The sequence below is a fragment of the Rhodococcus sp. IEGM 1330 genome, from assembly GCF_033142445.1.
GTDB lineage: Bacteria > Actinomycetota > Actinomycetes > Mycobacteriales > Mycobacteriaceae > Rhodococcoides.
The window spans coordinates 364,473-389,872 of record NZ_JAWLSB010000006.1 but is presented as its reverse complement, the minus strand read 5'-3'; the positions used below and the strand labels follow the sequence as shown (position 1 = coordinate 389,872).

Sequence of the window (25,400 nt, the reverse complement as noted above, 5' to 3'; positions counted from 1 at the left end):
CGACCGGGTGTCGTATCCCTGATCCGACGGTGGGCTCCGCTACGCTATCGAACAACAGTTCGTAAGCGGAAGGTGTGGTGGCGTGCGGGTGATGGGTGTCGACCCCGGTCTGACCAGGTGTGGGCTCAGTCTGATCGAGGGTGGCGCGGGCCGAACGGTGGTCGCGCTCGATGTCGATGTGGTGCGAACGCCCGCGGACATGGATCTCGCACAACGTTTGCTGCGGATTTCCGAGGCCGCGGAGTACTGGCTCGATACCCACAAGCCTTCGGTGGTGGCGATCGAGCGAGTCTTCGCCCAACACAACGTGCGTACGGCCATGGGCACGGCCCAGGCCGGTGGCGTCATCGCCCTCGCGGCGGCCAGGCGCGGCGTCGACGTCTGCTTTCACACTCCCAGTGAGGTCAAGGCCGCCGTCACGGGCAACGGCTCGGCCGACAAGGCACAGGTGACCGCAATGGTCATGCGCATTCTCGGTCTGCAGACGGCACCGACTCCCGCGGACGCGGCCGACGCGCTGGCCCTCGGAATCTGTCATTGCTGGCGAGCGCCCATGATCGCCCGGATGGCGAAGGCCGAAGCCATGGCAGCCGAACAGAAACGCAAGTACGACGCGCGCCTGGCCGAGGAGCGCAAGGCTCGCGCCGTCGTGGCACGCAGGATCGAGAAATTGGCCAAGAAGGAGGCGGGCGCACGATGATCGCGTCGATCAGGGGTTCGGTGTTCGACATCGCGCTCGATCACGTCGTGCTCGAGGCTGCGGGCGTCGGGTACCGCGTCAATGCCACTCCGGCGACGTTGGCCACGCTGCACCGGGGGAGCGAAGCGACCCTCCTGACGACCATGATCGTGCGCGAGGACTCGCAGACGCTGTACGGGTTCCCCGACAAGGAGTCGCGTGAACTGTTCGAGTTGCTCCTCACCGTGACCGGCGTCGGCCCGCGAATCGCCATGGCAACTCTTGCCGTACACGAGCCCGATGCGCTGCGAACGGCCTTGGCGGACAGCGATATCGGAGCTCTGACCAGAGTTCCCGGTATCGGTAAGCGCGGCGCGGAGAGAATGGTCGTCGAGTTGCGCGACAAGGTCGACGCGGTGGTCGGACGCGCCGGAAGCTCTGCCGTGCCGGGATCCGGTGCGGGCAATTCGATGCGAGACCAGATCGTCGAAGCGCTGATCGGTCTCGGATTCCCCACCAAGCAGGCAGAGGAAGCCACCGACGCGGTACTCGCCCAGCAGCCCGAGGCCACGACGTCGACCGCGTTGAGGTCGGCTCTGGCGTACCTCGGAAAGTCCAGGTAGGCCCGGGTGACCGAGGAAGACCAGTTCGCCGAATCCCAGGTCGGTGCGGACGCGATGTCCGACGATCTGGATGTCGAGACGAGTCTGCGTCCGAAGAACCTCACCGATTTCATCGGTCAACCTCGGGTGCGCGAGCAGCTCCAGCTCGTATTGTCGGGTGCCAAGATGCGTGGCGGTACCCCCGATCACATCCTCATGTCCGGGCCGCCGGGCCTCGGCAAGACGAGTATGGCGATGATCATCGCCGCCGAGCTCGGAACCTCGCTTCGGCTCACGTCGGGTCCGGCGCTCGAGCGGGCAGGCGATCTTGCCGCGATGCTCAGCAACCTGGTCGAAGGCGACGTGCTGTTCATCGACGAGATCCATCGCATCGCCCGTCCGGCCGAGGAGATGCTGTACCTCGCGATGGAGGATTTCCGCGTCGACGTCATCGTCGGCAAGGGGCCGGGAGCGACGTCGATTCCACTCGAAGTCGCACCGTTCACTCTCGTCGGTGCCACCACCCGGTCGGGTGCGCTCACCGGCCCACTGCGAGATCGATTCGGGTTCGTGGCGCACATGGATTTCTACGAGCCGAGCGAACTCGAACGCATCCTGATGCGGTCGGCGGGAATTCTGGGCGTGCCGATCGACCGGGACGGCTGCGCCGAGATCGCCGGGCGCTCGCGCGGCACCCCCCGAATCGCGAACCGACTGCTCCGTCGAGTCCGCGACTACGCGGACGTCCGCGGCGACGGCACCGTCACCCAGGACACCGCGAAGGCCGCCCTGGTGGTCTACGACGTCGACAAACTCGGGCTCGACCGCCTGGACCGCGCAGTACTCAGCGCGCTCATCCGGAGCTTCGGCGGAGGGCCGGTGGGGGTGTCGACCCTGGCCGTCGCCGTCGGCGAGGAACCGTCGACGGTAGAGGAAGTGTGCGAGCCGTTCCTGGTGCGTGCCGGAATGATCGCCCGCACCCCCCGCGGGCGCGTCGCGACCGCTGCTGCATGGCAGCACCTCGGTCTGACGCCGCCGCCGGACCTCGCAGTGGGTGGAATTTCGGTCCGATCCTCGGAGGTTGCGCAGGGATTATTCGAGTGAATCGGGCACAACAGGACACGAACGGACCGGACCGGTTCCAGGTAATGGCACACTGGGTAGCTGCGAGGCCCGCACCGGCGACGTTCTCGCACGAGACAATGACGTATTTCGAACCCGACTTCGAGGACTGACCTTCCGATGGATTTGCTGTTCCCGCTGCTGATCGTGGCCCTTCTGGTACCGCTGTTTCTCAATGCGCGTCGACAGAAGAAGGTGTTGGCCAAGACCACGGAAATGCAGGACTCGCTGAAGATCGGCGACGAGGTCGTCACCACCGCCGGCCTGTACGCCCGAGTCGTCCTGGTCGAGGACGACACGATCGACCTGGAGATCGCCGACGGCGTCATCACCACCTGGTCGCGTGCAGTGGTACGTGAGGTGCTCCCCGACGACGCCGAGTTCGACAACACCGACATCGACGCCACCACCGAGGCGGACATCGCGGCCCTGGGCTCGAACGACACCGCAGGACCGTCCCTGAGCAAGGCAGACGCGAGCAGGCCGGACGAGACCGTCGAGCAGACGTCGAAGAGGCTCGAAAAAGAGTGAGCACGATGTGAGTCGAACCGCTGTCGGAGACAGTATCCGGCAGCGGTTTTCTCTGCGGTGACCGATGTGGTGCACAATCGCACCGCTCACCGCTGACACATCGGGCCGCCAGGCCCTGCAGGAACCGACACTTTCCATCGCCTCAGAGGAGAAACACACACCGTGGCACCTTCCAGCGGACCGGTGCAACCCGCCCGCTATCTCGCCGTTTTCGCGGTGCTGATGGCGGCGGTGTATGCCATGGTCTTCTTCACCGGAGACAAAGACCCCTCGCCGAAGTTGGGAATCGACCTGCAGGGCGGCACTCGCGTGACACTCACCGCGCGGACCCCCGACGGCAACGCACCGACGCAGGACAGCCTGCAACAGGCGCAGCAGATCATCGAGACTCGCGTCAACGGTCTCGGTGTGACCGGGTCCGAGGTGGTCGTCGACGGCGACAACCTCGTCATCACGGTGCCCGGCGACGACAGCTCCCAGGCGCGCACGCTGGGGCAGACCGCACGGCTGTTCATCCGACCGGTGGTGGGCTCCGTTGCTCCCTCGGCGGGCGAGAGTGCGGGTTCGCAGCAGACCCCGGCCGCGCCGGTCGACCCGGCGGTGCCGGCAGACCCTGCTGCTTCGGCGGATCCGGCTGCGCCTGCAGATCCGGCCACTCCGCAGAACCGTGTGTTTCCGGCGCAGGATCCGACGACGGTCGATCCGAGTCCCGCCCCCGCCACGGATGCGCCTGCCACGGATGCGCCTGCCACCGACGCACCGGCGGCCGACGATCCCGCCACCGATGCGACCCTGTCCGACTCGGAGCGTGCAGCGCAGGAGATCTCCGACGCCAAAACGCTCCGGCAGAGTGAGGATCAGCAGATCCAGCAGCTGGCCATGCAGTCGCTCGACTGCAACGCCGCAGACCCGCTCGCCGGCAACGACGATCCGGCGCTTCCCCTCGTGGCGTGCTCGACCGACGGAACGGCCGTCTATCTGCTCGGACCCACGATCATCGACGGTCAGCAGATATCCGACGCGACCTCCGGGTTCGACAGTCAGCAGGCCCAGTTCCAGGTCAGCCTGACGTTCGACACGGACGGCTCGAACACCTGGGCTCAGTTCACCGCGGCCAATCTGCAGAAGCAGGCTGCGTTCGTGCTGGACTCGAAGGTGATCAGTGCGCCGGTCATCCAGGGTGCCACTCCCGCTGGCAGCGCCACCTCGATCACCGGAAACTTCAACAACCAGACCGCGTCCGAGCTCGCCAACACCCTCAAGTACGGCTCCTTGCCGCTGTCCTTCGTGTCCTCGGAGGCCGAGACGGTGTCGGCAACACTGGGATTGGCCTCGCTCGAGGCCGGCCTGATCGCCGGTGCCATCGGTCTCGCTCTCGTGCTGGTGTACTGCCTGCTCTACTACCGCGCCCTCGGGCTGCTCACGGCGCTGTCGTTGGTATTGGCCGGTCTCGTCGTCTACGGAATCATCGTTCTGTTGGGTCGATGGATCAGCTTCACGCTCGACCTCGCCGGCATCGCAGGCCTGATCATCGGAATCGGTATGACCGCCGATTCGTTCGTGGTGTTCTTCGAGCGCATCAAGGACGAGATCCGGGAGGGCCGCAGCTTCCGATCGGCGGTTCCTCGCGGTTGGGCACGCGCACGTAAGACGATCCTGTCGGGCAACGCAGTCAGCTTCATCGCCGCCGCGGTGCTCTACGTGTTGGCCGTCGGTCAGGTCCGCGGTTTCGCGTTCACCCTCGGACTGACGACGATCCTGGACATCATCGTCGTGGTATTGGTGACCTGGCCGCTTGTGTACCTGGCCTCGAAATCCACGTTCTGGTCCAAGCCGTCCGTCAACGGTCTCGGTGCCGTTCAGCAGATCGCGCTCGAGCGCAAGCGCGCGGCCAACAAGGCACTCGCCGTCAAGACCGGCACTGCGCCGTCGAAGGAGGCATGACATGTCGGACACGACCACGTCGACCCCATCGCCCCTCGACGATTCGAGTGTCGATCAATCCACCCAGCCCAAGCACAGCTGGCTGTCCCGGCTGTACACCGGCACAGGGGCCTTCGACATCGTCGGTCGTCGCCGGTTCTACTACATCCTCACCGGCGTCATCGTGCTGGTGTGCCTGCTGAGCTTCCTGGTCCGTGGCTTCACGCTCGGCATCGACTTCGAGGGCGGAACGCGCATCGCGCTGCCTGCCGCCGACAACATCTCCACCGAGCAGGTGGAGACCGTCTACAACGACTCGCTCGGGATGGCACCGGTGTCGGTGCAGACCGTCGGATCCGGGGCGGCGGCAACGGTGCAGATCCGTTCCGAGGCACTCGACTCCGCCGAAGTGGACAGCCTGCGTCAGGCACTGTTCGAGGCATTCCAGCCGCAGGACAACTCGGGCACCTCTACACCCAATGCCATCAGTGTGTCCGACGTCAGCGAGACCTGGGGAGGCCAGATCACCCAGAAGGCGCTGATCGCGCTCGCGGTCTTCCTGGTCGTCGTCAGCATCTACATCGCCGTTCGATACGAACGGGACATGGCCTTCGCGTCCCTGGCCGCCCTGGCCTTCGACCTCATCGTCACCGCAGGTGTGTACTCGCTCGTCGGCTTCGAGGTGACTCCGGCGACGGTGATCGGTCTGCTGACGATTCTCGGTTTCTCCCTGTACGACTCGGTGGTGGTGTTCGACAAGGTCGAGGAGAACACTCGGGGCATCCTCAACCTGCATCGCAAGACGTTCGCGGAGCAGGCCAACCTGGCCGTCAACCAGACCCTGATGCGCTCGATCAACACGACCGTGATCGGCGTGCTGCCGGTGGTCGCGTTGATGGTCGTGGCGGTTTGGCTGCTCGGAGTCGGCACACTGAAGGATCTGGCGCTGGTGCAACTCGTCGGCATGATCGTCGGTGCCTACTCGTCGATCTTCTTCGCCACTCCGTTGCTGGTGACGCTCAAGGAGAAGTGGGGCCCCGTGGCAGCTCACACGCGCAAGGTCCACGCCAAGCGCGCCGAAGCAGCAGCTCGCGCAGCCGGTCTCGCTCCGGAGCCGGTGGCCGTCGGCGTAGCCGCGCCCAAGGCGTCGGCTCCGCAGCCGGGTAACCGCCCCACCGGGAAGCGAAACAAGAAGCGTCGGTAGAACCACCCTCGACACGGACGGAGAGTGCACGTGAAACGCAGGTGGAGCGCGGCACTGGTCGTGGCGGGTCTCGCTGCGGTGTCCATCACCGCGTGTTCGTCGCCCGAGGACAAGGTGCCCTCGATCGGCTACTCGTTCGACAACGTGGTGAACACCTACAACGCGAGAACCGTCGACGGCGCGGCGTCGGGAGCCCGGCAGGCGTTCACTCGGGTGCAGGTGGGCTTCAGCTACCTCGGGCCCGAGGGAGACGCGTTGTCGGACAACGACATCGGGACCGTGTCCGTGGTTCCCGGCGATACCCTGACCGTGCAGTACTCCATCGCCCCGGCCGCGACGTACTCGGACGGTGCGCCGATGGCCTGTGACGATCTGGTGTTGGCGTGGGCGGCGAACAGCGGAAGGTTCGCGACCGACCGCCCCATGTTCGACGCGGCGTCGACGGCCGGGTACTCCGACATCCAGCGCATCGATTGCGTTCCGGGGGCCAAGGAAGCCACGGTCGTCTTCGCGTCCGGCCGCAGCTACCAGAACTGGCGTGCCCTGTTCGGGGCCACCGACCTGCTACCGGCACATGTCGCGGCTCGGGCAGCGGGCGTGCCGAACGTCGTCGATCCCATCCTGGCCGAGGACGACGACGTCGTGAGCCGCATCGCCGACTTCTGGAACACCGGGTGGACCCTGACACCGGGCTCGATCGACCTCTCGCTGCTGCCCTCGGCCGGCCCATACCGCGTCGAGTCCTACTCCGCCGAGGACGGTCTCGTGCTCGTGGCGAACGACGCCTGGTGGGGAAACCCACCCCAGACCGAGCAGGTGGTCGTCTGGCCGAAGGGCACCGACCTGGCGGCGAAGTCTTCGGACGGATCGCTGGACGTGGTCGACCACGGTGCCGGTGCTGTCGATCTCGGGGCCACCGAGGGATTCACGACCACCGAGGAACCGTCGCGAGGCGTCGAGCAGTTGACGTTCGCAACTCAGGGGATCCTGGCCGACGCGAGTGCACGTCGAGCAGTGGCCGCGTGCATCCCGAGATCGGATCTGTTCGACACACTGGGTCACCCCGGTTTCGAGGCGGCAGCGGCTGGTCTGGGCTCGGGCGTCGTCGACTCTCGTCTCGTCCAGCCCGACACGCTCGAGTATCCATCGGTCGCAACGGTGGTGGGCGATCGGTACCAGCGCTCGGACCTGGACCAGGCGAGCCGAGAACTGGAGGCTGCGGGCGAGAACGCCCTGACCGTTCGTGTCGGCTACCGGGGACCGGACGCGCGCCGCGCCCAGGTGGTCAGTCGCATGGCCGCCGATTGTGCCGCCGCGGGCATCACCGTCGAGGATGCGAGCTCACCGGACTTCACACCTTCAGCACTGCGGGCCGGAGCGGTCGATGCCGTCCTCGGTAGCAGCGGATCACTTCCCGGACCGTCGGGTTCGGCTGCCGCTGTCACCGCCCGGTATTCGTTGCGGACGGGAATCGGTCTGAACGTCGGCGGATACAGCAACGGCAGGATCGATTCCATCGTCGATCAGTTGGCGGTGACCGACGATCCCGAGCGCATACTGGCGCTGGCCGGCGAGGGCGAGAACATCCTGTGGAACGACATGCCCTCGCTTCCCCTGTACAACGAGCCGCGTACCACTGTCGTCAGTGACGGCATGCAGGACGTGGTGCCCAACCCGACGGCCGCTGGTGCCGGATGGAACATGGATCGGTGGGTGCTTCTTCGATGAACGACGCAGGTGATCGAGTGGGTGCTGCCGCTGCCGTGACCAGGCTGACGCGGTGGGTCGACGACTTCCCCGTCCCCGGTGTGCGCTTCGGCGATCTGACACCGGTGTTCGCGGACGGACCGGCGCTGCGCAGCGTCGTGTCGGAGTTGGCGCAGGGCTTCGAGGACGTCGATCTGGTGGCGGGTATCGACGCACGGGGATTCCTGCTGGGGGCCGGCGTTGCCCTCGAACTCGGGTGCGGTGTGCTCGCGGTGCGCAAGGCGGGCAAGCTACCGCCTCCGGTGCATTCACGGTCGTACGAACTCGAGTACGGAACCGCCGAACTGCAGATCCCGACTGCGATCGACGTAGCCGGAAAACGAGTGCTCGTGGTCGACGACGTTCTGGCGACCGGCGGTACCGTCGATGCGACGGCTCGGTTGTTGGCCGAGCAGGGAGCGGTGATCGCCGGTGCCGCTGTCGTTCTCGAGATCGCTGTTCTGGGAGGGCGCGACAAGTGCAGTGGCTACCCGCTCGGCTGCCTGGTTCGAGTATGAGGACTAAAGTCTCTTTCATAATGCGTTGACCGGATACTTCCGGCGACAGCGCGGAACGTGTGGCAGGAGGTGATGAGAGTGACCCGTTACATCGATCAGCCCTTGCCCGATCGGCCTGCCGTCCCCGAGCGGCCCACAGTTGCCGATCAGACCGGAGTTACCGATCGGACCGGTGTCGGCGTCGTCACGACCGACGAGTCCGCGTCCGGTGATGCCCGCCCGGCCGTCGACACTCCGGTTCCCCACGACCCGGCGGCGACCGATTCGCAGGCTCCGTCGGGAACCCGTAATTCGGCGCCTGTCCCCACCTCGGCATCGCGGCGGGTGCGAGCACGTCTGGCGCGCCGCATCACCGCTGGACGCAGCGCGGCGGTCAAGCCGGTGCTCGAGCCACTCGTCAGCCTGCACCGCGAGCTCTATCCCAAGGCCGACCTGACGTTGCTGCAGCGGGCCTACGACGTAGCGGACGAGCTGCATGCCTCGCAGATGCGCAAGTCCGGCGATCCCTACATCACGCATCCGCTCGCCGTGGCCAACATTCTGGCCGAGCTGGGGATGGACACGACCACCCTGGTTGCGGCGCTGCTGCACGACACCGTCGAGGACACCGGATATTCGCTCGCCAAGTTGACCGAGGAATTCGGCGACGAGGTGTCTCATCTCGTGGACGGAGTGACCAAGCTCGACAAGGTCGTGCTCGGAACTGCAGCCGAGGGCGAGACGATCCGCAAGATGATCATCGCGATGGCGCGCGATCCACGGGTGTTGGTCATCAAGGTCGCCGACCGGTTGCACAACATGCGCACCATGCGGTTCCTACCGCCGGAAAAGCAGGCGCGCAAAGCGAAAGAGACGCTGGAAGTTATTGCGCCGCTTGCCCATCGGCTCGGAATGGCCACGGTCAAATGGGAGCTCGAAGACCTGGCGTTCGCGATTCTTCATCCCAAGAAGTACGACGAGATCGTGCGTCTCGTCGCTGATCGTGCACCGTCCCGCGACACCTACCTCGAGAAGGTTCGGGCCGAGATCAACGCGACACTCGCCGCGTCGAGAATCAGTGCGGTCGTCGAGGGTCGCCCGAAGCACTACTGGTCGATCTACCAGAAGATGATCGTCAAGGGCCGCGACTTCGACGACATCCACGACCTGGTGGGCGTCCGCATTCTGTGCGACGAGATTCGCGACTGCTACGCCGCCGTCGGTGTGGTGCATTCGCTGTGGCAGCCGATGGCGGGCCGTTTCAAGGACTACATCGCGCAGCCGCGTTACGGCGTCTATCAGTCGCTGCACACCACGGTGATCGGACCCGAGGGCAAGCCTCTCGAGGTGCAGATCCGTACGCGGGACATGCACCGCACAGCCGAGTTCGGCATCGCTGCACACTGGCGGTACAAGGAGACCAAGGGCAAGCATTCGCAGGACAATGCCGAGGTCGACGACATGGCGTGGATGCGCCAGCTTCTCGACTGGCAGCGAGAAGCTGCCGATCCGGGGGAGTTCCTCGAGTCGCTGCGCTACGACCTCGCGGTCAAGGAGATCTTCGTCTTCACTCCCAAGGGCGATGTCGTCACCCTGCCTGCCGGATCGTGTCCGGTCGACTTCGCGTACGCGGTGCACACCGAGGTGGGGCATCGCTGTATCGGCGCACGGGTCAACGGTCGACTCGTCGCACTGGAACGAACTCTCGACAACGGTGAAGTGGTCGAGGTGTTCACCTCGAAAGCTGCCACTGCCGGTCCGAGCCGGGACTGGCAGGGGTTCGTCGCTTCACCGCGAGCCAAGACCAAGATTCGCCAGTGGTTCGCCAAGGAGCGCCGCGAGGAGGCCCTGGAGGCAGGCAAGGACGGCATCGCCAAGGATGTCCGTCGAGGCGGACTTCCTTTGCAGCGCTTGATGAATGCCGAGTCCATGTCGGCGATCGCGCACGAGCTACGGTACGTCGACGTCTCCGCGCTCTACACCGCGGTCGGCGAGAATCACGTGTCCGCTCGCCACGTGGTGCAGCGGTTGGTCGCCCATCTCGGTGGCGTCGGCGACGTCGAGGAAGAGCTCGCCGAGCGGTCGACACCGTCGACCATCCCGACTCGACCCCGTCAGGTCGGCGACGCGGGAGTGTTGGTCACCGGTGCCGAGGGTGTCGTCGCGAAACTCGCGAAGTGCTGTACTCCGGTGCCGGGAGACGAGATCCTCGGATTCGTCACCCGTGGTGGATCGGTGAGTGTCCACCGCACCGACTGCACCAACGCACGATCACTCGAAGAGCAGTCCGAACGGTTCATCGAGGTTCAGTGGGCTCCCTCCGCGTCCTCGGTGTTCCTGGTTGCCATCCAGATCGAGGCACTCGACCGTCACCGTTTGCTCTCCGACGTCACCAAGGCGCTCGCCGACGAGAAGGTCAACATTCTCTCGGCGTCGGTTGCCACATCGGGGGACCGGGTTGCGATCAGCAAGTTCACCTTCGAGATGGGTGACCCGAAGCACCTCGGTCATGTGCTGAACGTCGTGCGCAACGTCGAGGGCGTGTACGACGTGTATCGCCTGACGTCTGCGGCCTGAGCGGCAGTCCACACAAGCGACGAGAGGGTGAGCAGATACTCTGCTCACCCTCTCGCCCTTCGAACCCGAACTCAGGCTGCGGTCTCCACGATCACCGGGTTCGCCGGTGCGCCGTCCTCGGAGCCACCGGTGACCCCGCCCGCTGAGATGGCGTCGAGGGTTTGCAGACCGGCGTCCGAGATGGTGCCGAACACCGTGTACTGCGGCGGCAGCACCGAATCGGCATAGACCAGGAAGAACTGGCTGCCGTTGGTATCGGGGCCGGCATTGGCCATGGCCAGCGTTCCGCGGGGGTAGACCACCGGATTCTCGGCCTGCGCCGGATCGCCGGTGTACGCGGTGGTGGGGTACTCGTTGGCGAATGTGTATCCCGGTCCGCCTCGACCGGACCCGGACGGGTCACCGCATTGCAGTACCTCGAGGCCCGGTGACGTCGTCAGCCGGTGACAGGGCGAGCCGTCGAAATACCCCTGCTGGACGAGGCCGACGACGCTGTTGACGGTGCACGGTGCCTGCGTCCGGTCGAGTGTGATGCCGATCGGACCCTGAGTGGTGGACAACGTCACATCGACGTTGCCGTACACGTCGATGTTGTCGGTCGCAGGAGCGTCGACCTCCTTGACGGCCGGAGACTCCTCCGGATACGAGCAGGACACCGTGTCGGTCGTCGGCTGCGGCACCGGCGGCAACGCCCCGAAACGGGACAGATCGAGTGCCGGCCGGGGCGCGGGTGCTTCGGTCGTCGTGGTAGTCGTCGACGACGGTGTGGTGGCCGGTGCAGCTGCCGGTTCGGCCGAACCGGAACACCCTGCGAGTACCAGCGCCGTGGCCGAGATCGCGATCGTCAGAGCCGAGGTGCGGTTCACAGGTCGCTCAACATGGACGTGATGTCGACCGGTTCGGCGGGGGCTCCGTCGGATGCTCCGCCCTGCGCTCCCTTGGCCGCGATGGCGTCGAGGGTGGCGAGTCCGGTCTCGTCGATGGTGCCGAACGCGGTGTAGGCGGGGGGCAGTTCGGAATCGCCGTAGACGAGGAAGAACTGGCTGCCGTTGGTACCCGGGCCTGCGTTGGCCATCGCCAACGTTCCGCGTGGGTAGGCGATCGGGGTCTGTGCGGCGGGGTCGCCTTCGGCATACGTATCGGTGGGGAATTCGTCGGCGAACTGGTAGCCGGGCCCGCCGGAGCCGGTGCCCGTGGGATCGCCGCACTGCAGAACCTGCAGGCCCGCGCCCGTGGTGAGCCGATGGCAGGTGGTGCCGTCGAAGTAGCCCTGATTGGCGAGCGAGACGAAACTGTTGACCGTGCACGGAGACTCGGGATTGTTCAGCGTGAGCCCGATGTTCCCCGCAGTCGTGGTCATGCTGTAGCTCAGCGGCTCGTCGCTGGTGGGCACGTTGTCGGTGCGCGGGGGAGTGTTCGGCTTGGCCGCCGGCTGCTCCGCGGCGGGGTAGGAGCAGTTCACCGTCTCGGGCAGCGGCTCGGTGCGCCCGGCTGCGATGATCGAATCGGCGGGCGCCGACGTCGTCGATTCCTGGGCGGTGCTCGCGTCGTCGTCACCGCGGGTCACGACGAACACGACCGAGACGACGGCCACGACCGCGACGACGCCGAGAACGGAACCGGCGATCGTCAATTGCTTACGACGCCGCGCACGCTCGGCGCGGCGTACGAGTTGGCCTTCGAGCTTTCGTTTGGCAGCCTCGCGCCGTTGCTCGTTGCTGGGCAATTCGTGTTCCTCCCGCTTGTCGAAAAACGACCTCGCCCGCTCGCTGCACGGACCGATCGTGTGGTAATCGGCCGAGAATCGGCCAACGCGAGTTTGCCATCACTGCCTGAGAGCATGCTGGGGGGACCCGGCGGGAGCGGCCCCACTAAGCTTGATCGGTACTTCGGCCTCAGCCTTTAGGAGCGTTTGTCTTGCTCGTCACCGGATTCCCCGCAGGCATGTTTCAGACGAACTGTTACATCCTGGCCCAGGACGACGCGTCCGAGTGTGTCGTCGTCGATCCCGGTCAGGACGCCGCGGATCCGCTGATCGACTTCCTGACGCAGTCCTCGCTCACCCCCACCGCAGTACTGCTCACGCACGGTCACCTGGACCACACGTGGTCGGTGGAGCCGATCTGCGCAAAGTACGGCATCCCGGCGTACATCGCACCCGAGGACCGGTACATGCTGGCCGATCCGATCAAGGGAACGGGCCCGACGTTGGCGGCGGTACTGGGCGACCTCGAGTTCCACGAACCGGCCGAGGTGATCGAGCTCACGGACGGTCGACGGCTCGAACTCGCCGGAATCGAATTCACGGTGGTGCACACCCCCGGGCACACCCAGGGATCGGTGGTGTTCCTCGCCCACGCCGACGGGCCCGACGGCTCGGTTCCGTTGGCTCTGACCGGGGACACCCTCTTCGCAGGATCGATCGGGCGCACCGATCTGCCCGGCGGCGATCATGACCAACTGCTGCGGTCCATCGCGACTCGGCTGCTACCGCTGAGCGACGACACGGTGGTGCTCCCGGGGCACGGCGGGCAGAGTTCGATCGGTCAGGAGCGCGGGTCCAACCCGTTCCTCGTTGGACTCACCGACCCCGAGCAAGGAAGGCTGTGAGCGTGAGCAAGCCGACCGCCTTTTCCGCGCCCAAGGGCATTCCCGATTACTTCCCGCCCAACTCGGCCGAGTTCGTAGCCGTACGCGAAGGGTTGCTCGGCGCAGCCCGCAACGCCGGCTACGGCCACATCGAACTGCCGATCTTCGAGGACACCGGCCTGTTCGCCCGTGGGGTCGGGGAGTCGACCGACGTGGTGAGCAAGGAGATGTACACCTTCTCCGATCGCGGTGACCGATCGGTGACGCTGCGACCCGAAGGCACCGCCGGAGTCATGCGCGCGGTGATCGAGCACGGGTTGGATCGGGGAGCGCTGCCGGTCAAGCTGGCCTACGCCGGGCCGTTCTTCCGCTACGAACGCCCGCAGGCCGGCCGGTACCGGCAGCTGCAGCAGGTGGGTGTCGAGGCGATCGGCGTCGACGACCCGGCGCTGGACGCCGAGGTCATCGCTGTGGCCGACGCCGGTTTCCGGGCCCTCGGGCTCACCGGCTTCAGGCTCGAGATCACCTCTCTCGGTGACGACACCTGCCGCCCGCAGTACCGAGAGCTGTTGCAGCAGTTCCTGTTCGCGCTTCCCCTCGACGAGGACACCCGTCGACGCGCGGAGATCAATCCGCTGCGTGTGCTCGACGACAAGCGACCGGAGGTGCGCGCGATGACCGCGGACGCACCGCTGATGCTCGATCACCTCTCCGATTCGGCGAAGGAACACTTCGACGAAGTGCTGGCATACCTGGACGTGATGAACGTTCCGTACCTGGTGAATCCGCGGATGGTGCGCGGCCTCGACTACTACACCAAGACGACGTTCGAATTCGTGCACGACGGGCTCGGCGCACAATCGGGCATCGGCGGCGGCGGACGCTACGACGGGTTGATGGAACAGCTCGGCGGGCAGGCGCTCTCTGGAATCGGGTTCGGTGTCGGCGTCGATCGCACCGTGCTGGCACTCGCCGCCGAAGGCAAGACCGCGGGCGCGACGGCACGATGCCAGGTCTTCGGCATTCCGATGGGTGCAGGCGCCAAGCTGGCTATCGTCGACATCGCGGCTCAGCTACGCGAACGAGGAATAGCCGTGGACATGGCCTACGGAAATCGCGGAATCAAGGGTGCCATGAAGGCCGCCGACCGATCCGGCGCGCGGTTCGCGTTGGTGCTCGGCGATCAGGAACTGGCTGCGGAATCGGTTCTGGTGAAAGATCTTTCGAACGGCGAGCAGGACACCGTTCCGATGGCCGACGTAGTCGACGCCCTCGGAGCGCGCCTTGCCCAGTGAGTCCCGGCCCGGTGACTCTCGGTCCAACGCGGGGCCGGTAGCCCTGGACCTGGTCTCGGTCGAGTTCCTGGCACCGCGCCTGCGCAAGATCATTGTCGGGTCGGCCGCGATCGGGATCGTTCTCGCCGTCGTCCTGGCGCTGTTCGTGCCGGTATGGGTTGCCGTTCTCGTCGGGGTGATCGTCGGCGGTCCCGCAGTACTGTCGGGTTGGCTCGGTCTGCGCCGACGGGTGTGGCTCGACGGTCCGCAACTGTGCGCGCGAGGGTTGCGCACTCGCCGGCTGACGATGCCGGAGGTGGTGACGGCCGAACTGACGATTCGGACGGCCGGAATCGATCAGATCTCGCTGCGGCTCTACGACGGGCGTACGCACATCGTGGTTCCGCTTGCGCTCTACACCAGGGATGGGGGCCGCGAACTGCCGATTCTCGCGTTGCGCACCCTCGCCGACTCGCTGTGGACCACCGAGTTGGTGCCTGCCGCGGCGATCGCATCGGTGCTGGTGGATCAGCTGCGCGCCGAGGCACGCGACGCCGGACTCGACCAACGGCCGCTCTATCGAGCCGTCGAACTCGTCCGCAGCAAGGGGCGAACTCCGCAGGCGACGCTGACCGACCGTGAGGTCGCTCAGCTGCTCGACTGAGCCGTGGTCAGGTGACCAGGAATGCGTCGAGCACGACGGCTTCGGCGGAGCGGGATCCGGACGTGACGACGAGTGCGCGGTTGAGATAGGTGAACTTCGGGACCGCGGTCGACACGCGGAGGGTGCCGCGGAAATAGTACGTGGCGGGATCCACCTCACGCTCGGGATCGTTCAGAGCGTCGATGACCTCGGCCGGGCCGAACTGAACTCCGCGATAGTCGAGCGAGAGGTAACCGCCGGTCGCCAATTCGAGAACGAGGTCGCTGCTGAACTCGGTGCATCCGTCGGGCCGCGTGACGCTGACGACGGTCGACCCGGCTGCGAGCGTTCCCTCGATGTCGGGGCCGGGAGCTGCGCCGCCGAGCACAGTGGTGACCACCCGCTCACCGGCGGGCACCGAGCCGATGTCGATTCCCGGTCCGAGTGTGAGGCCGAGACGCAGAATGGGCTCGAGGGTCGGTGTGTTCGGGGCGGTCACGGCGGTGCACTCCTAGGATCGACTGGGGGCCTACGCTATCGCCCTCCGGTGACCACACCCGAGCGGGGACCGTCGGGGGTCACCTGACCTTGACACGACATAGAACAAATGTTCGACTGTGTGCATGCGATGGGCCGGTCAGACTCTCGACGCCGCGGACGACGGGGCGCTACCGGGGCTCGAGCGATCGGGGCTGGTCCGCAGCGTGCAGACGCCCGAGTTCGAGGGCATCACCTTCCACGAGGTGCTGTGCAAGAGCGCCCTCAACGAAGTGCCGAGCGAATCTCAGGTGCCCTTCTCGTGGACCGTCAACCCGATGCGCGGGTGCTCGCACGCATGTCGATACTGCTTCGCGCGCCCGACGCACGAATATCTGGATCTGGACTCCGGCAACGATTTCGACTCGCAGATCGTCGTGAAGACGAACGTTGCGGCGGTACTGCGCAAAGAACTCGCGCGCCGGTCGTGGAAACGGGAGCCGGTGGCCCTCGGTACCAACACCGACCCCTATCAACGCGCGGAGGGTCGATATCGGTTGATGCCCGGCATCATTCGGGCACTGACCGAATCGGGCACTTCGTTCTCGATTCTCACCAAGGGCACACTGCTGCGGCGTGATCTGCCCCTGTTGACGCTCGCCGCGCAGCAGGTGGACGTGCAGGTGAGCATCAGCCTGGCCATTCACGACGCCGACCTGCAGAAGCAGCTCGAGCCCGGAACCCCCAGTCCGCGAGCGCGATTGGACCTCATTCGTGCAGTACGTGATGCGGGACTGGACTGCGGGGTTCTGGTGGCACCGGTCATTCCGTTTCTCACCGACGGGGCCAAGCAACTGGACGGCCTCATCGGTGCCCTGGCCGAGGCGGGTGCGACAACCGTGACGGCGCTGCCGATGCATCTGCGTTCGAGCACCGAGGACTGGTACATGAGCTGGCTGGTGAAGGAACACCCAGCGTTGGTGCGTCGATACCGTCAGCTCTACGGACACGGGGCGTACGTGACTCCTGAGTACAAGCAGTGGCTGAAATCCAGAATCGATCCGCTGCTCGACACCTACGGGTTCGCCGCAGAGCAGACCCGCTCGCTGCCCGCCAACGAGCCTGCCGAACCCCGAGAACTGGTGACCTCGGGGCCGGCTCTCACCCTGTTCTGATCGGTGCCGGTTCAGGGATTGTCGAGGTCGCGTGCCGCGAACGTGTCGCAGGCCGCCACCTGTCCGGTCTCGTAGCCCGCGGTGAACCACGCCTGGCGCTGCGCAGACGAGCCGTGCGTCCAGCCCTCGGGGTTGACGCTGCCCGTGGATGCCTGCTGAATTCGGTCGTCGCCCACCGACGACGCCGCGGAGAGGGCGTCGTCGATGTCGGTGGGAGTCAGCGGCTCGAGGAACGGAACACCGGTGTCCGGATCGACCGTGTCGGCTGCGTAGTGCGCCCAGATTCCCGCGTAGCAGTCGGCCTGCAACTCCACTTTGACGCCACCGGACTCGGGCCCCTGCGGATCGGCCTGTGCGCGGCCGATGTCGCCCAGTTGGTTCTGCAGGTGGTGGCCGACCTCGTGCGCCACCACGTACTCCTGCGCCAGTGGGCCGCCGCTGGAGCCGAACTGGTCGACGAGAACCTGGAAGAAGCTCGTGTCGAAGTACGTCGTGGAATCGGCCGGGCAGTAGAACGGCCCGACGGCGCTGGTGGCGTTACCGCAGCCGGTGTTCGTTGCTCCCGAGAACAGATTCACGCCGGGCTGAACGTAGGCGACGCCTGTCTGAGCTTGCAGCTGAGATTCCCAGACGGTGTCCAGACTCGACACCGTGAATCCGATACGGCAGTCGATCTTGCTGTTCGCCTCCGCCTCGGTCTCGCAGCCCTCGAGGGTCCCCGAGGTGCCGGAGTCGACCTGCCCCGCAGAGCTGTCGCCGCCACTGATCTGATTGAGGATCGAACCGGGATCTCCGCCGAAGAGCAGCGCGATGACGATGATGATCAGGCCGCCTGCACCACCGCCGATGGCCAGTTTGCCACCGCGACCGCCGCCCCCGCTGCCGCCGACGGAGACTCGACCCCGCTCCATCCGCGAACCTTCTCTGAAGGTCATGCCCGAGTTCCTCTCCGCCGAGCCCCCGCCTGTGGCGAGAACACAAATCGCTGCTGTCGGCCATAGCTTCGCATGCCGCGTCGCGATCTCGTTTCCTTCTACGGTGATGTGCTCCGTAGGATCGGTGAGCGAAGAACACGATCAGCGGATTTTTCTCGAAAGGACACCCGTGCTGCGCACCCACCTCGCCGGCTCATTACGCCCCGAGCACGTCGACCGAACCGTGACGCTGACGGGATGGGTGGCCCGCCGACGCGATCACGGCGGCGTCATCTTCATCGATCTGCGCGACGCGTCCGGTGTGTCCCAGGTCGTCTTCCGTGAGGGAGCAGCACTTGAACAGGCGCACCGGCTGCGCGCCGAATACGTCGTGAAGGTGACCGGCAAGGTCGAGGGTCGTCCAGAAGGCAACGCCAACTACGAGATCCCGACCGGTGCAATCGAGGTCGAGGCCTCCGAGATCGAGGTGCTCTCCGAGGCTGCGCCGTTGCCGTTCCAGCTCGACGACCAGCCGGGCGAAGAAGCGCGTCTGAAGTACCGGTATCTCGATCTGCGTCGTGAGGGACCGGGACACGCCATTCGCCTGCGCTCGCGCGTGAACGCCGCGGCCCGTTCGGTGCTCGCGCATCACGAGTTCGTCGAGGTCGAGACTCCGACGCTCACGCGGTCCACCCCCGAGGGTGCCCGCGACTTCCTGGTGCCGGCGAGGTTGCAGCCGGGTAGCTTCTACGCCCTGCCGCAGAGCCCGCAGCTGTTCAAGCAGCTGCTGATGGTCGGCGGTATCGAGCGCTACTACCAAATCGCCCGCTGCTATCGAGACGAGGACTTCCGAGCCGATCGTCAGCCGGAGTTCACCCAGCTCGATGTCGAGATGAGCTTCGTCACTCAGGACGACATCATCCTGCTGGCCGAGGAGATTCTGGCGTCGCTGTGGAAGCTCGTCGGGCATCACTTCACCGCACCGATTCCACGGATCACCTACGCCGAGGCGATGCGTCGCTACGGTTCGGACAAGCCCGATCTCCGCTTCGACATCGAACTGGTCGAATGCACGGACTTCTTCTCCGACACCACGTTCCGAGTGTTCCAAGCCCCGTACGTCGGTGCGGTCGTCATGCCCGGTGGCGCATCGCAGCCCCGCAAGCAGTTGGACCGGTGGCAGGAATTCGCGAAGCAGCGTGGCCACAAGGGCCTCGCGTACGTTCTCGTCGGTGAGGACGGCACGCTGGGTGGCCCGGTTGCCAAGAACCTGACCGACGCCGAGCGCGACGGCCTCGCCGCACACGTCGGCGCGAACAACGGCGATGCGATCTTCTTCTCCGCGGGCCCGATCAAGGCATCACGTGGATTGCTCGGTGCCGTGCGCGGCGAGATCGCTCGCAAGCTCGACCTGATCGACCCGAAGGCATGGGCGTTCGTGTGGGTCGTCGACGCTCCGCTGTTCGAGCCCACGTCCGACGCCACGGCCAGTGGTGACGTGGCCGTCGGATCCGGTGCGTGGACTGCAGTGCACCACGCCTTCACGTCGCCGAAGCCGGAGTCGATGGACTCGTTCGACACCGACCCCGGATCTGCTCTGGCCTACGCCTACGACATCGTCTGCAACGGCAACGAGATCGGCGGCGGCAGTATTCGTATCCACCGCAAGGACATTCAGGAACGGGTGTTCGCGATCATGGGTATCGACAAGGAAGAAGCTCAGGAGAAGTTCGGTTTCCTCCTCGATGCCTTCTCCTACGGCGCACCGCCGCACGGCGGCATCGCGTTCGGCTGGGATCGCATCACTGCGCTGCTCGCCGGAGTCGATTCCATCCGTGAGGTCATCGCGTTCCCCAAGTCCGGTGGCGGCATCGACCCCTTGACCGACGCGCCGGCACCGATCACGCCGCAGCAGCGTAAGGAATCGGGCGTCGACTTCAAGCCGGAGAAGAAGGAAGAACCGGCCGAGGCCTGAGAAGTTCGAAAGCGAATGTCCCCGTAACGCTCTGCGCTACGGGGACATTCGTCTGTACGGACCAGTTTGTTCAGGAGCAGTCGGGTCAGCGTGCGGGGGACAGCGGACCGCCGGTCAGGACGCGGTAGGCGTAGTTGGTGGCGATCACCGAGATCGGGATGGTGAACAGCAAACCGAGACCGCACAGCAGCGCACCGACGACGTTGATCGCGGCCAACAGCAGCAGGAGCAGCAGCAGCGGGCCGAAGTTCTTGACGGTCAGGTCGACACTGGACTTGATGGATTCGATCGCCGTCTGATTGCGATCGATCAGGAACGTCAGTGCGAAGTTGGCGAGGAAGCCGACCACGATCAGAAGGACCGTTCCGAGGAACGGGATGAAACTGAACACCACGGTGACGACGGTCCAGATCAACGCCAGGATGGCGATCTGGCCGACGTTGGTGAGTTGAAAGAACCGCCCGAACGACGGCTTCTCGGGGGCGCCGGTCTCGTCCAGCGCTCCCCGAACGTAGGCGGCGTTGACGAAATACGACGCGAACGTGGCGATGGCCGTCATGACGATGGCCACCCCGGATGTCGTGGTCGTGAAAGTCGTGTCGCCGCTGTCGAAGGCCACCATCGCCGCGGTGAACGTCGACGCGAAGACCACGGCGAGTCCGATAGCACTGACTGCCCACACGATGGCCGTGATTCCTAGCCACGGGCCGACGTTGGCCTTGAATTTGTCGAACCCGTAACTCGGCGCCGCGCCGACGTCCAGACGACCGGGATTGGGACCCAGCGGCGTCTGCCCGTAGCCCTGGTTCCCGTAGTTCCCGTAGTTCCCGTAGTTCCCGTAGTTGCCGGGCGGCGGCGGGTACGCCCCGGGAGGCGGTGGATAACTGCCGGGTGCGCCACCGGGAGGCGGGTAGTTTCCGGGCGGGGGTGGGTAGCCACCGGGCGGCGGGTAGTTCCCGGGTGGGGGCGGGTACTGACCGCCGGGAGGCAGGTACTGACCGCCGGGAGGCGGCGGGGTGTTTCCCGTGTTCGGCGGGGGAGTGTTCGGCGTTTCGGGGCGGTCGGGATCGGATCCCTCGCCGGGCCGCGGTTCGTCGGTCGAATTGTCGCTCACGTCGTTCTCCTGGTCTGTGGTCGGGAGGACTGGGGCACTTCAGGGCACCGAGGCCCGGGAACACCCGAACGCAGACGAGCGGGCCTCCTGGAATTCAGGAGGTCCGCTCGTGCGTGGACGGGCTGTTACGAGACGCTGATGACCTGGGTTCCGCCGGCGATCTCGTCGTGCTTGCCCTGCTTGGTCGGGCTCGAATTGATGGTCACCGCAACGACGATGTACGCCACGATCACCAGGAAACTGCCGATGAACGGCACGATGTTGAGAAGAAGGAAGGCATTGCGCTTGGCCGCCTCGGCCTGAGTGGGGAGTCCGCCTCCTGCGCCGAGGGTGCGCAAGCCGAGGAGCTGCTTGCCCAGGGTCTGGCCGCGAGAGGACTCGAGCAGCGTGAAGTACGCGAAGCCGAGGAGCGCGGACGCGAGACCCAGCAGGAAAGTTCCGAAGAACCCGCTGGGGAGAATCAGGAACAGGATGATCTGAACGATCGCGAGAATGAGCCCGTCCAGGAATCGGGCCGCGAACCGTGATCCGAGGCTGCCGGGCTGCGCGCCGCCGGGCAGCTGCGAACCCATTCCGAATGCCGCGTTGCCGCCTACCGGCGGCGGTGGATAGTTGCCCGGGGGCGGGTAGTTACCGGGTGGCGGGTAGTTGCCGGGCAGCGGGTAACCGGACGCTGGATTCGTGGGGTACTGGGGTTGGTTCGGATCGGAGCCGTACTGCGGTCCGTTGGGTGAATTGTCGCTCACGAGATTCCCTTTGGTTGCAAAGTGTGGCGTGCGTCGAACGAATACTCGATTCTCGCTGAGCGAACCGCACCACGAAGAGGGTGTCAAGCACTACGCGCCTGCCCGGTCAGCACATTTCGGACACGATTTCTTCGCCGAGCGCACCGGGCCCGGTCCTACTAGGGTTGGGTGTTCTACCCATACCGGGACTATCACGAGGGGCTCGCCGTGGGCATCAAGGTTGCACTCGAACACCGCACCAGCTACAAATTCGACCGCACCGTCAAGATCTTTCCGCACGAAATCCGGCTGCGACCGGCACCGCATTCGCGTACTCCCATCGAGGCGTACTCGCTGAAGATCGAACCAGCGGAGCATTTCGTCAACTGGCAGCAGGACGTGTTCGGAAACTTCCTCGCTCGGGTGGTCTTCCCCGAGCGAACCGACCATCTGTCGATCACCGTCGGACTCGTCGCGGACATGGCGTCGATCAACCCCCTCGACTTCTTCGTCGAGGAATGGGCCGAGCACTTCGGCTTCGCGTACGAAGAGCACGACCTTCCCGACCTCGAGCCGTATCTGCGCCCGGTGGACGAGGACAAGGCCGGAACCGGACCGGGCCCGGTGGTGACGGCCTGGGTGGAGAAGCTGCAGGCAGCCGTCGTCGAACGCGGAGAGTCGTTGCGCACCATCGATTTCCTCGTGATGGCAAATCAAGCCGTCATGGGGGACGTCGGGTACTCCGTGCGCATGGAACCCGGAGTACAGACCCCTGATCTGACCCTGACGTCCGCCGTCGGGTCGTGCCGCGACTCGGCGTGGTTGCTGGTGTCGGTACTGCGTCAGATGGGTCTGGCAGCGCGCTTCGTCTCGGGTTACCTGGTCCAGTTGTCCTCCGACGTCAAGTCGTTGGACGGCCCGTCCGGGCCGGTGGAGGATTTCACCGATCTCCACGCCTGGACCGAGGTCTATCTCCCCGGTGCGGGCTGGGTCGGGATGGATCCGACCTCGGGCCTGTTCGCCGGCGAAGGCCACATTCCACTGTCGGCGACGCCGCACCCGTCGACTGCCGCCGCCATCTCCGGTGCGACGAGCAAGTGCAAGGCCGAACTCGATTTCTCGAACACCGTCGTCCGCGTCCACGAGGATCCGCGAACGACGTTGCCCTACACCGCCGAACAGTGGGAATCGATCAAGGCGACAGCCGCGAAGATCGACAAGCGGATGCAGGGTCAGGACATTCGGTTGACCGTCGGCGGCGAGCCCACATTCGTCGCGATCGAGAATCAGGAAGCGCCCGAGTGGAACACCACGGCCGATGGCCCACACAAGCGCAAGCTGGCAAGTGTGCTCGCAGAACGGCTTCGGACCATCTACGCACCGGACGGTCTCGTGCAGCGCAGCCAGGGCAAGTGGTACCCCGGCGAACCGCTGCCGCGGTGGCAGGTGGGATTGTTCTGGCGCACCGATGGTCACGCCCTGTGGCACGACTCCGACCTGATCGCCGATCCCTGGTTGGCGGAGGACCTGCGCCCGGAACCGGTGGACAACTCGGCGTCGCAGGAACTGATCGACGAGTTGGTCAAGGCGCTCGGACTGCCTGCCTCACAAGCGCGTCCCGCCTACGAGGACCCGTTGGTGAAACTGCTGGACCTGGTTCGCCAGCCCTACGGTGACCCGCCCGCCGACGACGAGGATCTCGAACCGGGAGCCGATTCCGCGGACGCAAGAAAGCAACTGCTCGAACGGCTCGATGCCAGCACCGACGAGCCTGCCGCATTCGTGCTGCCCATCTCGCGCACCGAGGACGGGTCCGGCTGGGAGAGCTCGGACTGGAAGCTGCGCCGTGGCCGAATAGTGCTGTTGGAAGGCGATTCTCCCGCGGGTCTGCGGCTGCCGCTGCGAGCGATCTCCTGGGACGGCGGACCGGTCGAGAACCCAGCCGACCCCACCGCGCCCAAGCCGGATCTGCCCACACCGCAGCTGACGCAGCAACCGCCGCGTGCGGTGAACCCGGCCGAGTCTCGGTACGCGCAGTTGGTGAACGAGACGTCCGGGGTGGGCGGCACCGCCGTCACCGCGCTGGTTGCCGAGGTCCGTGACGGCGTCCTGCACGTGTTCATGCCGCCGATGGATCGGTTGGACGATTTCGTCGACCTCGTCTCACGCGTCGAGCAGGCGGCTTCGACCATCGACACCCCCGTCGTGATCGAGGGCTACGGCCCGCCGTCGGATCCTCGTATCCAAACCCTCACCGTCACACCGGATCCCGGTGTGATCGAAGTCAACGTGCAACCGACCTCCTCGTGGGCCGAACAGAACGACCTGATGGAGCGTCTCTACCTCGAGGCTCGCCAGTCCCGGTTGAGCACCGAAGGATTCGACAACGACGGCACCACCCGCGGAACCGGCGGCGGCAACCACATCACTCTCGGCGGCGTGACGCCGGGCGATTCACCCGTTCTGCGTCGACCGGACCTGCTGGTGTCGATGCTGACTCACTGGCAACGGCACCCGTCGCTGTCGTACCTGTTCTCGGGCCGCTTCATCGGCACCACGTCGCAGGCACCTCGCGCCGACGAGGGCCGAGAGGAATCGCTCTACGAGCTCGAGGTCGCATTCAGTGAGATAAAGCGACTGACCGGGGCCGACCGATCGGCATCGCCCTGGGTAGTCGACCGTGCACTGCGGCACCTGCTCACCGACATCACCGGCAACACGCACCGCGCCGAGTTCTGCATCGACAAGCTCTACAGCCCCGACTCCACTCGCGGCCGACTGGGACTGCTCGAATTACGCGGGTTCGAGATGCCGCCGCACCATCAGATGGCGATGGTGCAGTCACTGTTCGTGCGATCGATGGTCTCGCGGTTCTGGGACACCCCGCTCGAAGCTCCGCTGATCCGACACGGTGCCAATCTGCACGGCCGGTACATGCTGCCGCACTTCGTGATCAGCGACATCGGCCGCGTCGCCGAGGACCTCCGTGAGCACGGCATCGATTTCGACACCAGCTGGCTCGATCCGTTCACCGAATTCCGATTCCCGCGGATCGGAACCACCGTGGTCGGCGACGCCGAGATCGAACTACGTGGCGCAATCGAGCCCTGGAACACCCTCGGCGAAGAGTCGACGTCCTCGGGCACCGCGAGGTACGTGGACTCTTCTGTGGAACGCATCCAGGTTCAGGTCGCCGGAGCCGACGCGGGCCGATACATGGTGACGTGCAACGGGGTGCCGGTGCCGATGTTGCGCACCGAGCGTCAGGACGTTCAGGTCGCCGGTGTGCGCTACCGCGCCTGGCAGCCGCCGAGTGCTCTGCACCCGACGATCGAGGTGCAGAGTCCACTGCGTTTCGATCTGGTGGAAATACAGACCGGACGCGCGGTCGGTGGGTGCTCGTACCACGTCGTGCATCCGGGCGGGCGCTCGTACGAGGGGCCTCCCGTGAACTCGGTGGAAGCCGAAGCGCGCCGCAACGGCCGCTTCGAGGAGGGCGGGTTCACCTCGGGGAAGGTGGACGTAGCAAGATTGCTCGAGATGCACGCGCGCCAAGCGATCGATGTGTCCGCGCCCGGCATGCTCGACCTGCGCCGGACCGGAGTCATCACGTCCTGACGCGCGACTGCACAG

The 25,400-nt window shown here is 65.8% G+C and carries 20 protein-coding genes and 1 pseudogene; 15 read left to right on the top strand and 6 right to left on the bottom strand.

Features of this window, described 5'->3' with window-relative positions; genetic code table 11:
* The first annotated feature begins 82 nt into the window (after positions 1 to 82).
* From ruvC to R4P57_RS16740, 9 genes and pseudogenes are all read left to right on the top strand, one after another.
* Positions 83 to 700 (top strand): crossover junction endodeoxyribonuclease RuvC, encoded by a 618-nt coding sequence (gene ruvC, locus R4P57_RS16780; protein WP_317803924.1) that lies wholly within the window; start codon positions 83 to 85, stop codon positions 698 to 700.
* Positions 697 to 1,302: a Holliday junction branch migration protein RuvA gene (gene ruvA, locus R4P57_RS16775; protein WP_317803923.1), complete on the top strand. Its 606-nt coding sequence runs from the start codon at positions 697 to 699 to the stop codon at positions 1,300 to 1,302. Before ruvC ends, ruvA begins: the two co-directional genes overlap by 4 nt.
* Positions 1,303 to 1,356: 54 nt before the next feature.
* Positions 1,357 to 2,385 (top strand): Holliday junction branch migration DNA helicase RuvB, encoded by a 1,029-nt coding sequence (gene ruvB, locus R4P57_RS16770; protein ID WP_317803965.1) that lies wholly within the window; start codon positions 1,357 to 1,359, stop codon positions 2,383 to 2,385.
* 138 nt (positions 2,386 to 2,523) lie between these two features.
* The gene (gene yajC / locus R4P57_RS16765) at positions 2,524 to 2,934 is read left to right on the top strand and encodes a preprotein translocase subunit YajC (protein ID WP_317803922.1); all 411 of its coding nucleotides are present in this window, start codon (positions 2,524 to 2,526) and stop codon (positions 2,932 to 2,934) included.
* A 162-nt stretch (positions 2,935 to 3,096) separates the two neighbouring features.
* Entirely contained in the window at positions 3,097 to 4,878 is a 1,782-nt protein-coding gene (gene secD / locus R4P57_RS16760; protein ID WP_317803921.1) for a protein translocase subunit SecD, read from the top strand.
* 1 nt (position 4,879) lies between these two features.
* On the top strand, positions 4,880 to 6,061 hold the full coding sequence (gene secF / locus R4P57_RS16755) for a protein translocase subunit SecF (protein WP_317803920.1): 1,182 nt from the start codon (positions 4,880 to 4,882) through the stop codon (positions 6,059 to 6,061).
* 24 nt (positions 6,062 to 6,085) lie between these two features.
* A complete protein-coding gene (locus tag R4P57_RS16750; protein ID WP_411742380.1) occupies positions 6,086 to 7,789 on the top strand; it encodes an ABC transporter substrate-binding protein in 1,704 nt (567 codons plus the stop codon).
* Positions 7,786 to 8,325 (top strand): adenine phosphoribosyltransferase, encoded by a 540-nt coding sequence (locus tag R4P57_RS16745; RefSeq protein WP_317803918.1) that lies wholly within the window; start codon positions 7,786 to 7,788, stop codon positions 8,323 to 8,325. Before R4P57_RS16750 ends, R4P57_RS16745 begins: the two co-directional genes overlap by 4 nt.
* Positions 8,326 to 8,631: 306 nt before the next feature.
* Positions 8,632 to 10,881: pseudogene (locus R4P57_RS16740) on the top strand (RelA/SpoT family protein); the annotation flags it as partial.
* A 71-nt stretch (positions 10,882 to 10,952) separates the two neighbouring features.
* Here the strand turns inward: R4P57_RS16740 and R4P57_RS16735 are convergent.
* Positions 10,953 to 11,747: a peptidylprolyl isomerase gene (locus tag R4P57_RS16735; protein ID WP_317803917.1), complete on the bottom strand. Its 795-nt coding sequence runs from the start codon at positions 11,745 to 11,747 to the stop codon at positions 10,953 to 10,955.
* Positions 11,744 to 12,607: a peptidylprolyl isomerase gene (locus R4P57_RS16730; RefSeq protein WP_317803916.1), complete on the bottom strand. Its 864-nt coding sequence runs from the start codon at positions 12,605 to 12,607 to the stop codon at positions 11,744 to 11,746. Before R4P57_RS16730 ends, R4P57_RS16735 begins: the two co-directional genes overlap by 4 nt.
* Positions 12,608 to 12,798: 191 nt before the next feature.
* Here R4P57_RS16730 and R4P57_RS16725 point away from each other — a divergent pair, with 191 nt between their 5' ends.
* Genes R4P57_RS16725 through R4P57_RS16715 form a run of 3 tightly spaced genes read left to right on the top strand, consistent with a single transcriptional unit; the run spans position 12,799 to position 15,408 of the window.
* On the top strand, positions 12,799 to 13,491 hold the full coding sequence (locus tag R4P57_RS16725; RefSeq protein ID WP_317803915.1) for an MBL fold metallo-hydrolase: 693 nt from the start codon (positions 12,799 to 12,801) through the stop codon (positions 13,489 to 13,491).
* Positions 13,492 to 13,493: 2 nt separating this feature from the next.
* Entirely contained in the window at positions 13,494 to 14,765 is a 1,272-nt protein-coding gene (gene hisS, locus R4P57_RS16720) for a histidine--tRNA ligase (RefSeq protein ID WP_317803914.1), read from the top strand.
* Positions 14,755 to 15,408, top strand: coding sequence for a hypothetical protein (locus R4P57_RS16715; protein ID WP_317803913.1), 654 nt, complete (start codon positions 14,755 to 14,757; stop codon positions 15,406 to 15,408). The genes hisS and R4P57_RS16715 overlap by 11 nt, the downstream gene beginning before the upstream one ends.
* A gap of 7 nt (positions 15,409 to 15,415) precedes the next feature.
* Here R4P57_RS16715 and R4P57_RS16710 read toward each other — a convergent pair whose 3' ends face one another.
* Positions 15,416 to 15,886, bottom strand: a complete 471-nt coding sequence (locus R4P57_RS16710; RefSeq protein WP_317803912.1) for a DUF3237 domain-containing protein — start codon at positions 15,884 to 15,886, stop codon at positions 15,416 to 15,418.
* Positions 15,887 to 16,010: 124 nt separating this feature from the next.
* Between R4P57_RS16710 and R4P57_RS16705 the strand changes: the two genes are divergently transcribed.
* On the top strand, positions 16,011 to 17,039 hold the full coding sequence (locus tag R4P57_RS16705) for an Rv2578c family radical SAM protein (protein WP_317803911.1): 1,029 nt from the start codon (positions 16,011 to 16,013) through the stop codon (positions 17,037 to 17,039).
* 11 nt (positions 17,040 to 17,050) lie between these two features.
* On the opposite strand, the gene R4P57_RS16700 is transcribed toward R4P57_RS16705, so the two are convergent.
* A complete protein-coding gene (locus tag R4P57_RS16700; protein WP_317803910.1) occupies positions 17,051 to 17,974 on the bottom strand; it encodes a neutral zinc metallopeptidase in 924 nt (307 codons plus the stop codon).
* Positions 17,975 to 18,143: 169 nt separating this feature from the next.
* Here R4P57_RS16700 and aspS point away from each other — a divergent pair, with 169 nt between their 5' ends.
* On the top strand, positions 18,144 to 19,928 hold the full coding sequence (gene aspS / locus R4P57_RS16695; RefSeq protein ID WP_317803964.1) for an aspartate--tRNA ligase: 1,785 nt from the start codon (positions 18,144 to 18,146) through the stop codon (positions 19,926 to 19,928).
* Between the two features lie 85 nt (positions 19,929 to 20,013).
* Here the strand turns inward: aspS and R4P57_RS16690 are convergent, their stop codons facing one another.
* Both R4P57_RS16690 and R4P57_RS16685 read right to left on the bottom strand, forming a co-directional pair.
* Positions 20,014 to 21,042 (bottom strand): hypothetical protein, encoded by a 1,029-nt coding sequence (locus R4P57_RS16690; protein WP_317803909.1) that lies wholly within the window; start codon positions 21,040 to 21,042, stop codon positions 20,014 to 20,016.
* Between the two features lie 125 nt (positions 21,043 to 21,167).
* On the bottom strand, positions 21,168 to 21,788 hold the full coding sequence (locus R4P57_RS16685) for an RDD family protein (protein ID WP_317803908.1): 621 nt from the start codon (positions 21,786 to 21,788) through the stop codon (positions 21,168 to 21,170).
* A 207-nt stretch (positions 21,789 to 21,995) separates the two neighbouring features.
* Here R4P57_RS16685 and R4P57_RS16680 point away from each other — a divergent pair, with 207 nt between their 5' ends.
* The gene (locus tag R4P57_RS16680; RefSeq protein WP_317803963.1) at positions 21,996 to 25,385 is read left to right on the top strand and encodes a transglutaminase family protein; all 3,390 of its coding nucleotides are present in this window, start codon (positions 21,996 to 21,998) and stop codon (positions 25,383 to 25,385) included.
* Positions 25,386 to 25,400 lie beyond the last annotated feature (15 nt).

Excerpts from the sequence above, each read along its gene's own strand:
- ruvA (WP_317803923.1), top strand. The coding sequence starts at position 697 with ATGATCGCGTCGATCAGGGGTTCGGTGTTCGACATCGCGCTCGATCAC.
- ruvB (WP_317803965.1), top strand. The coding sequence starts at position 1,357 with ATGTCCGACGATCTGGATGTCGAGACGAGTCTGCGTCCGAAGAACCTC.
- yajC (WP_317803922.1), top strand. The coding sequence starts at position 2,524 with ATGGATTTGCTGTTCCCGCTGCTGATCGTGGCCCTTCTGGTACCGCTG.
- secF (WP_317803920.1), top strand. The coding sequence starts at position 4,880 with ATGTCGGACACGACCACGTCGACCCCATCGCCCCTCGACGATTCGAGT.
- R4P57_RS16745 (WP_317803918.1), top strand. The coding sequence starts at position 7,786 with ATGAACGACGCAGGTGATCGAGTGGGTGCTGCCGCTGCCGTGACCAGG.
- R4P57_RS16705 (WP_317803911.1), top strand. The coding sequence starts at position 16,011 with ATGCGATGGGCCGGTCAGACTCTCGACGCCGCGGACGACGGGGCGCTA.
- R4P57_RS16700 (WP_317803910.1), bottom strand. The coding sequence starts at position 17,974 with ATGACCTTCAGAGAAGGTTCGCGGATGGAGCGGGGTCGAGTCTCCGTC.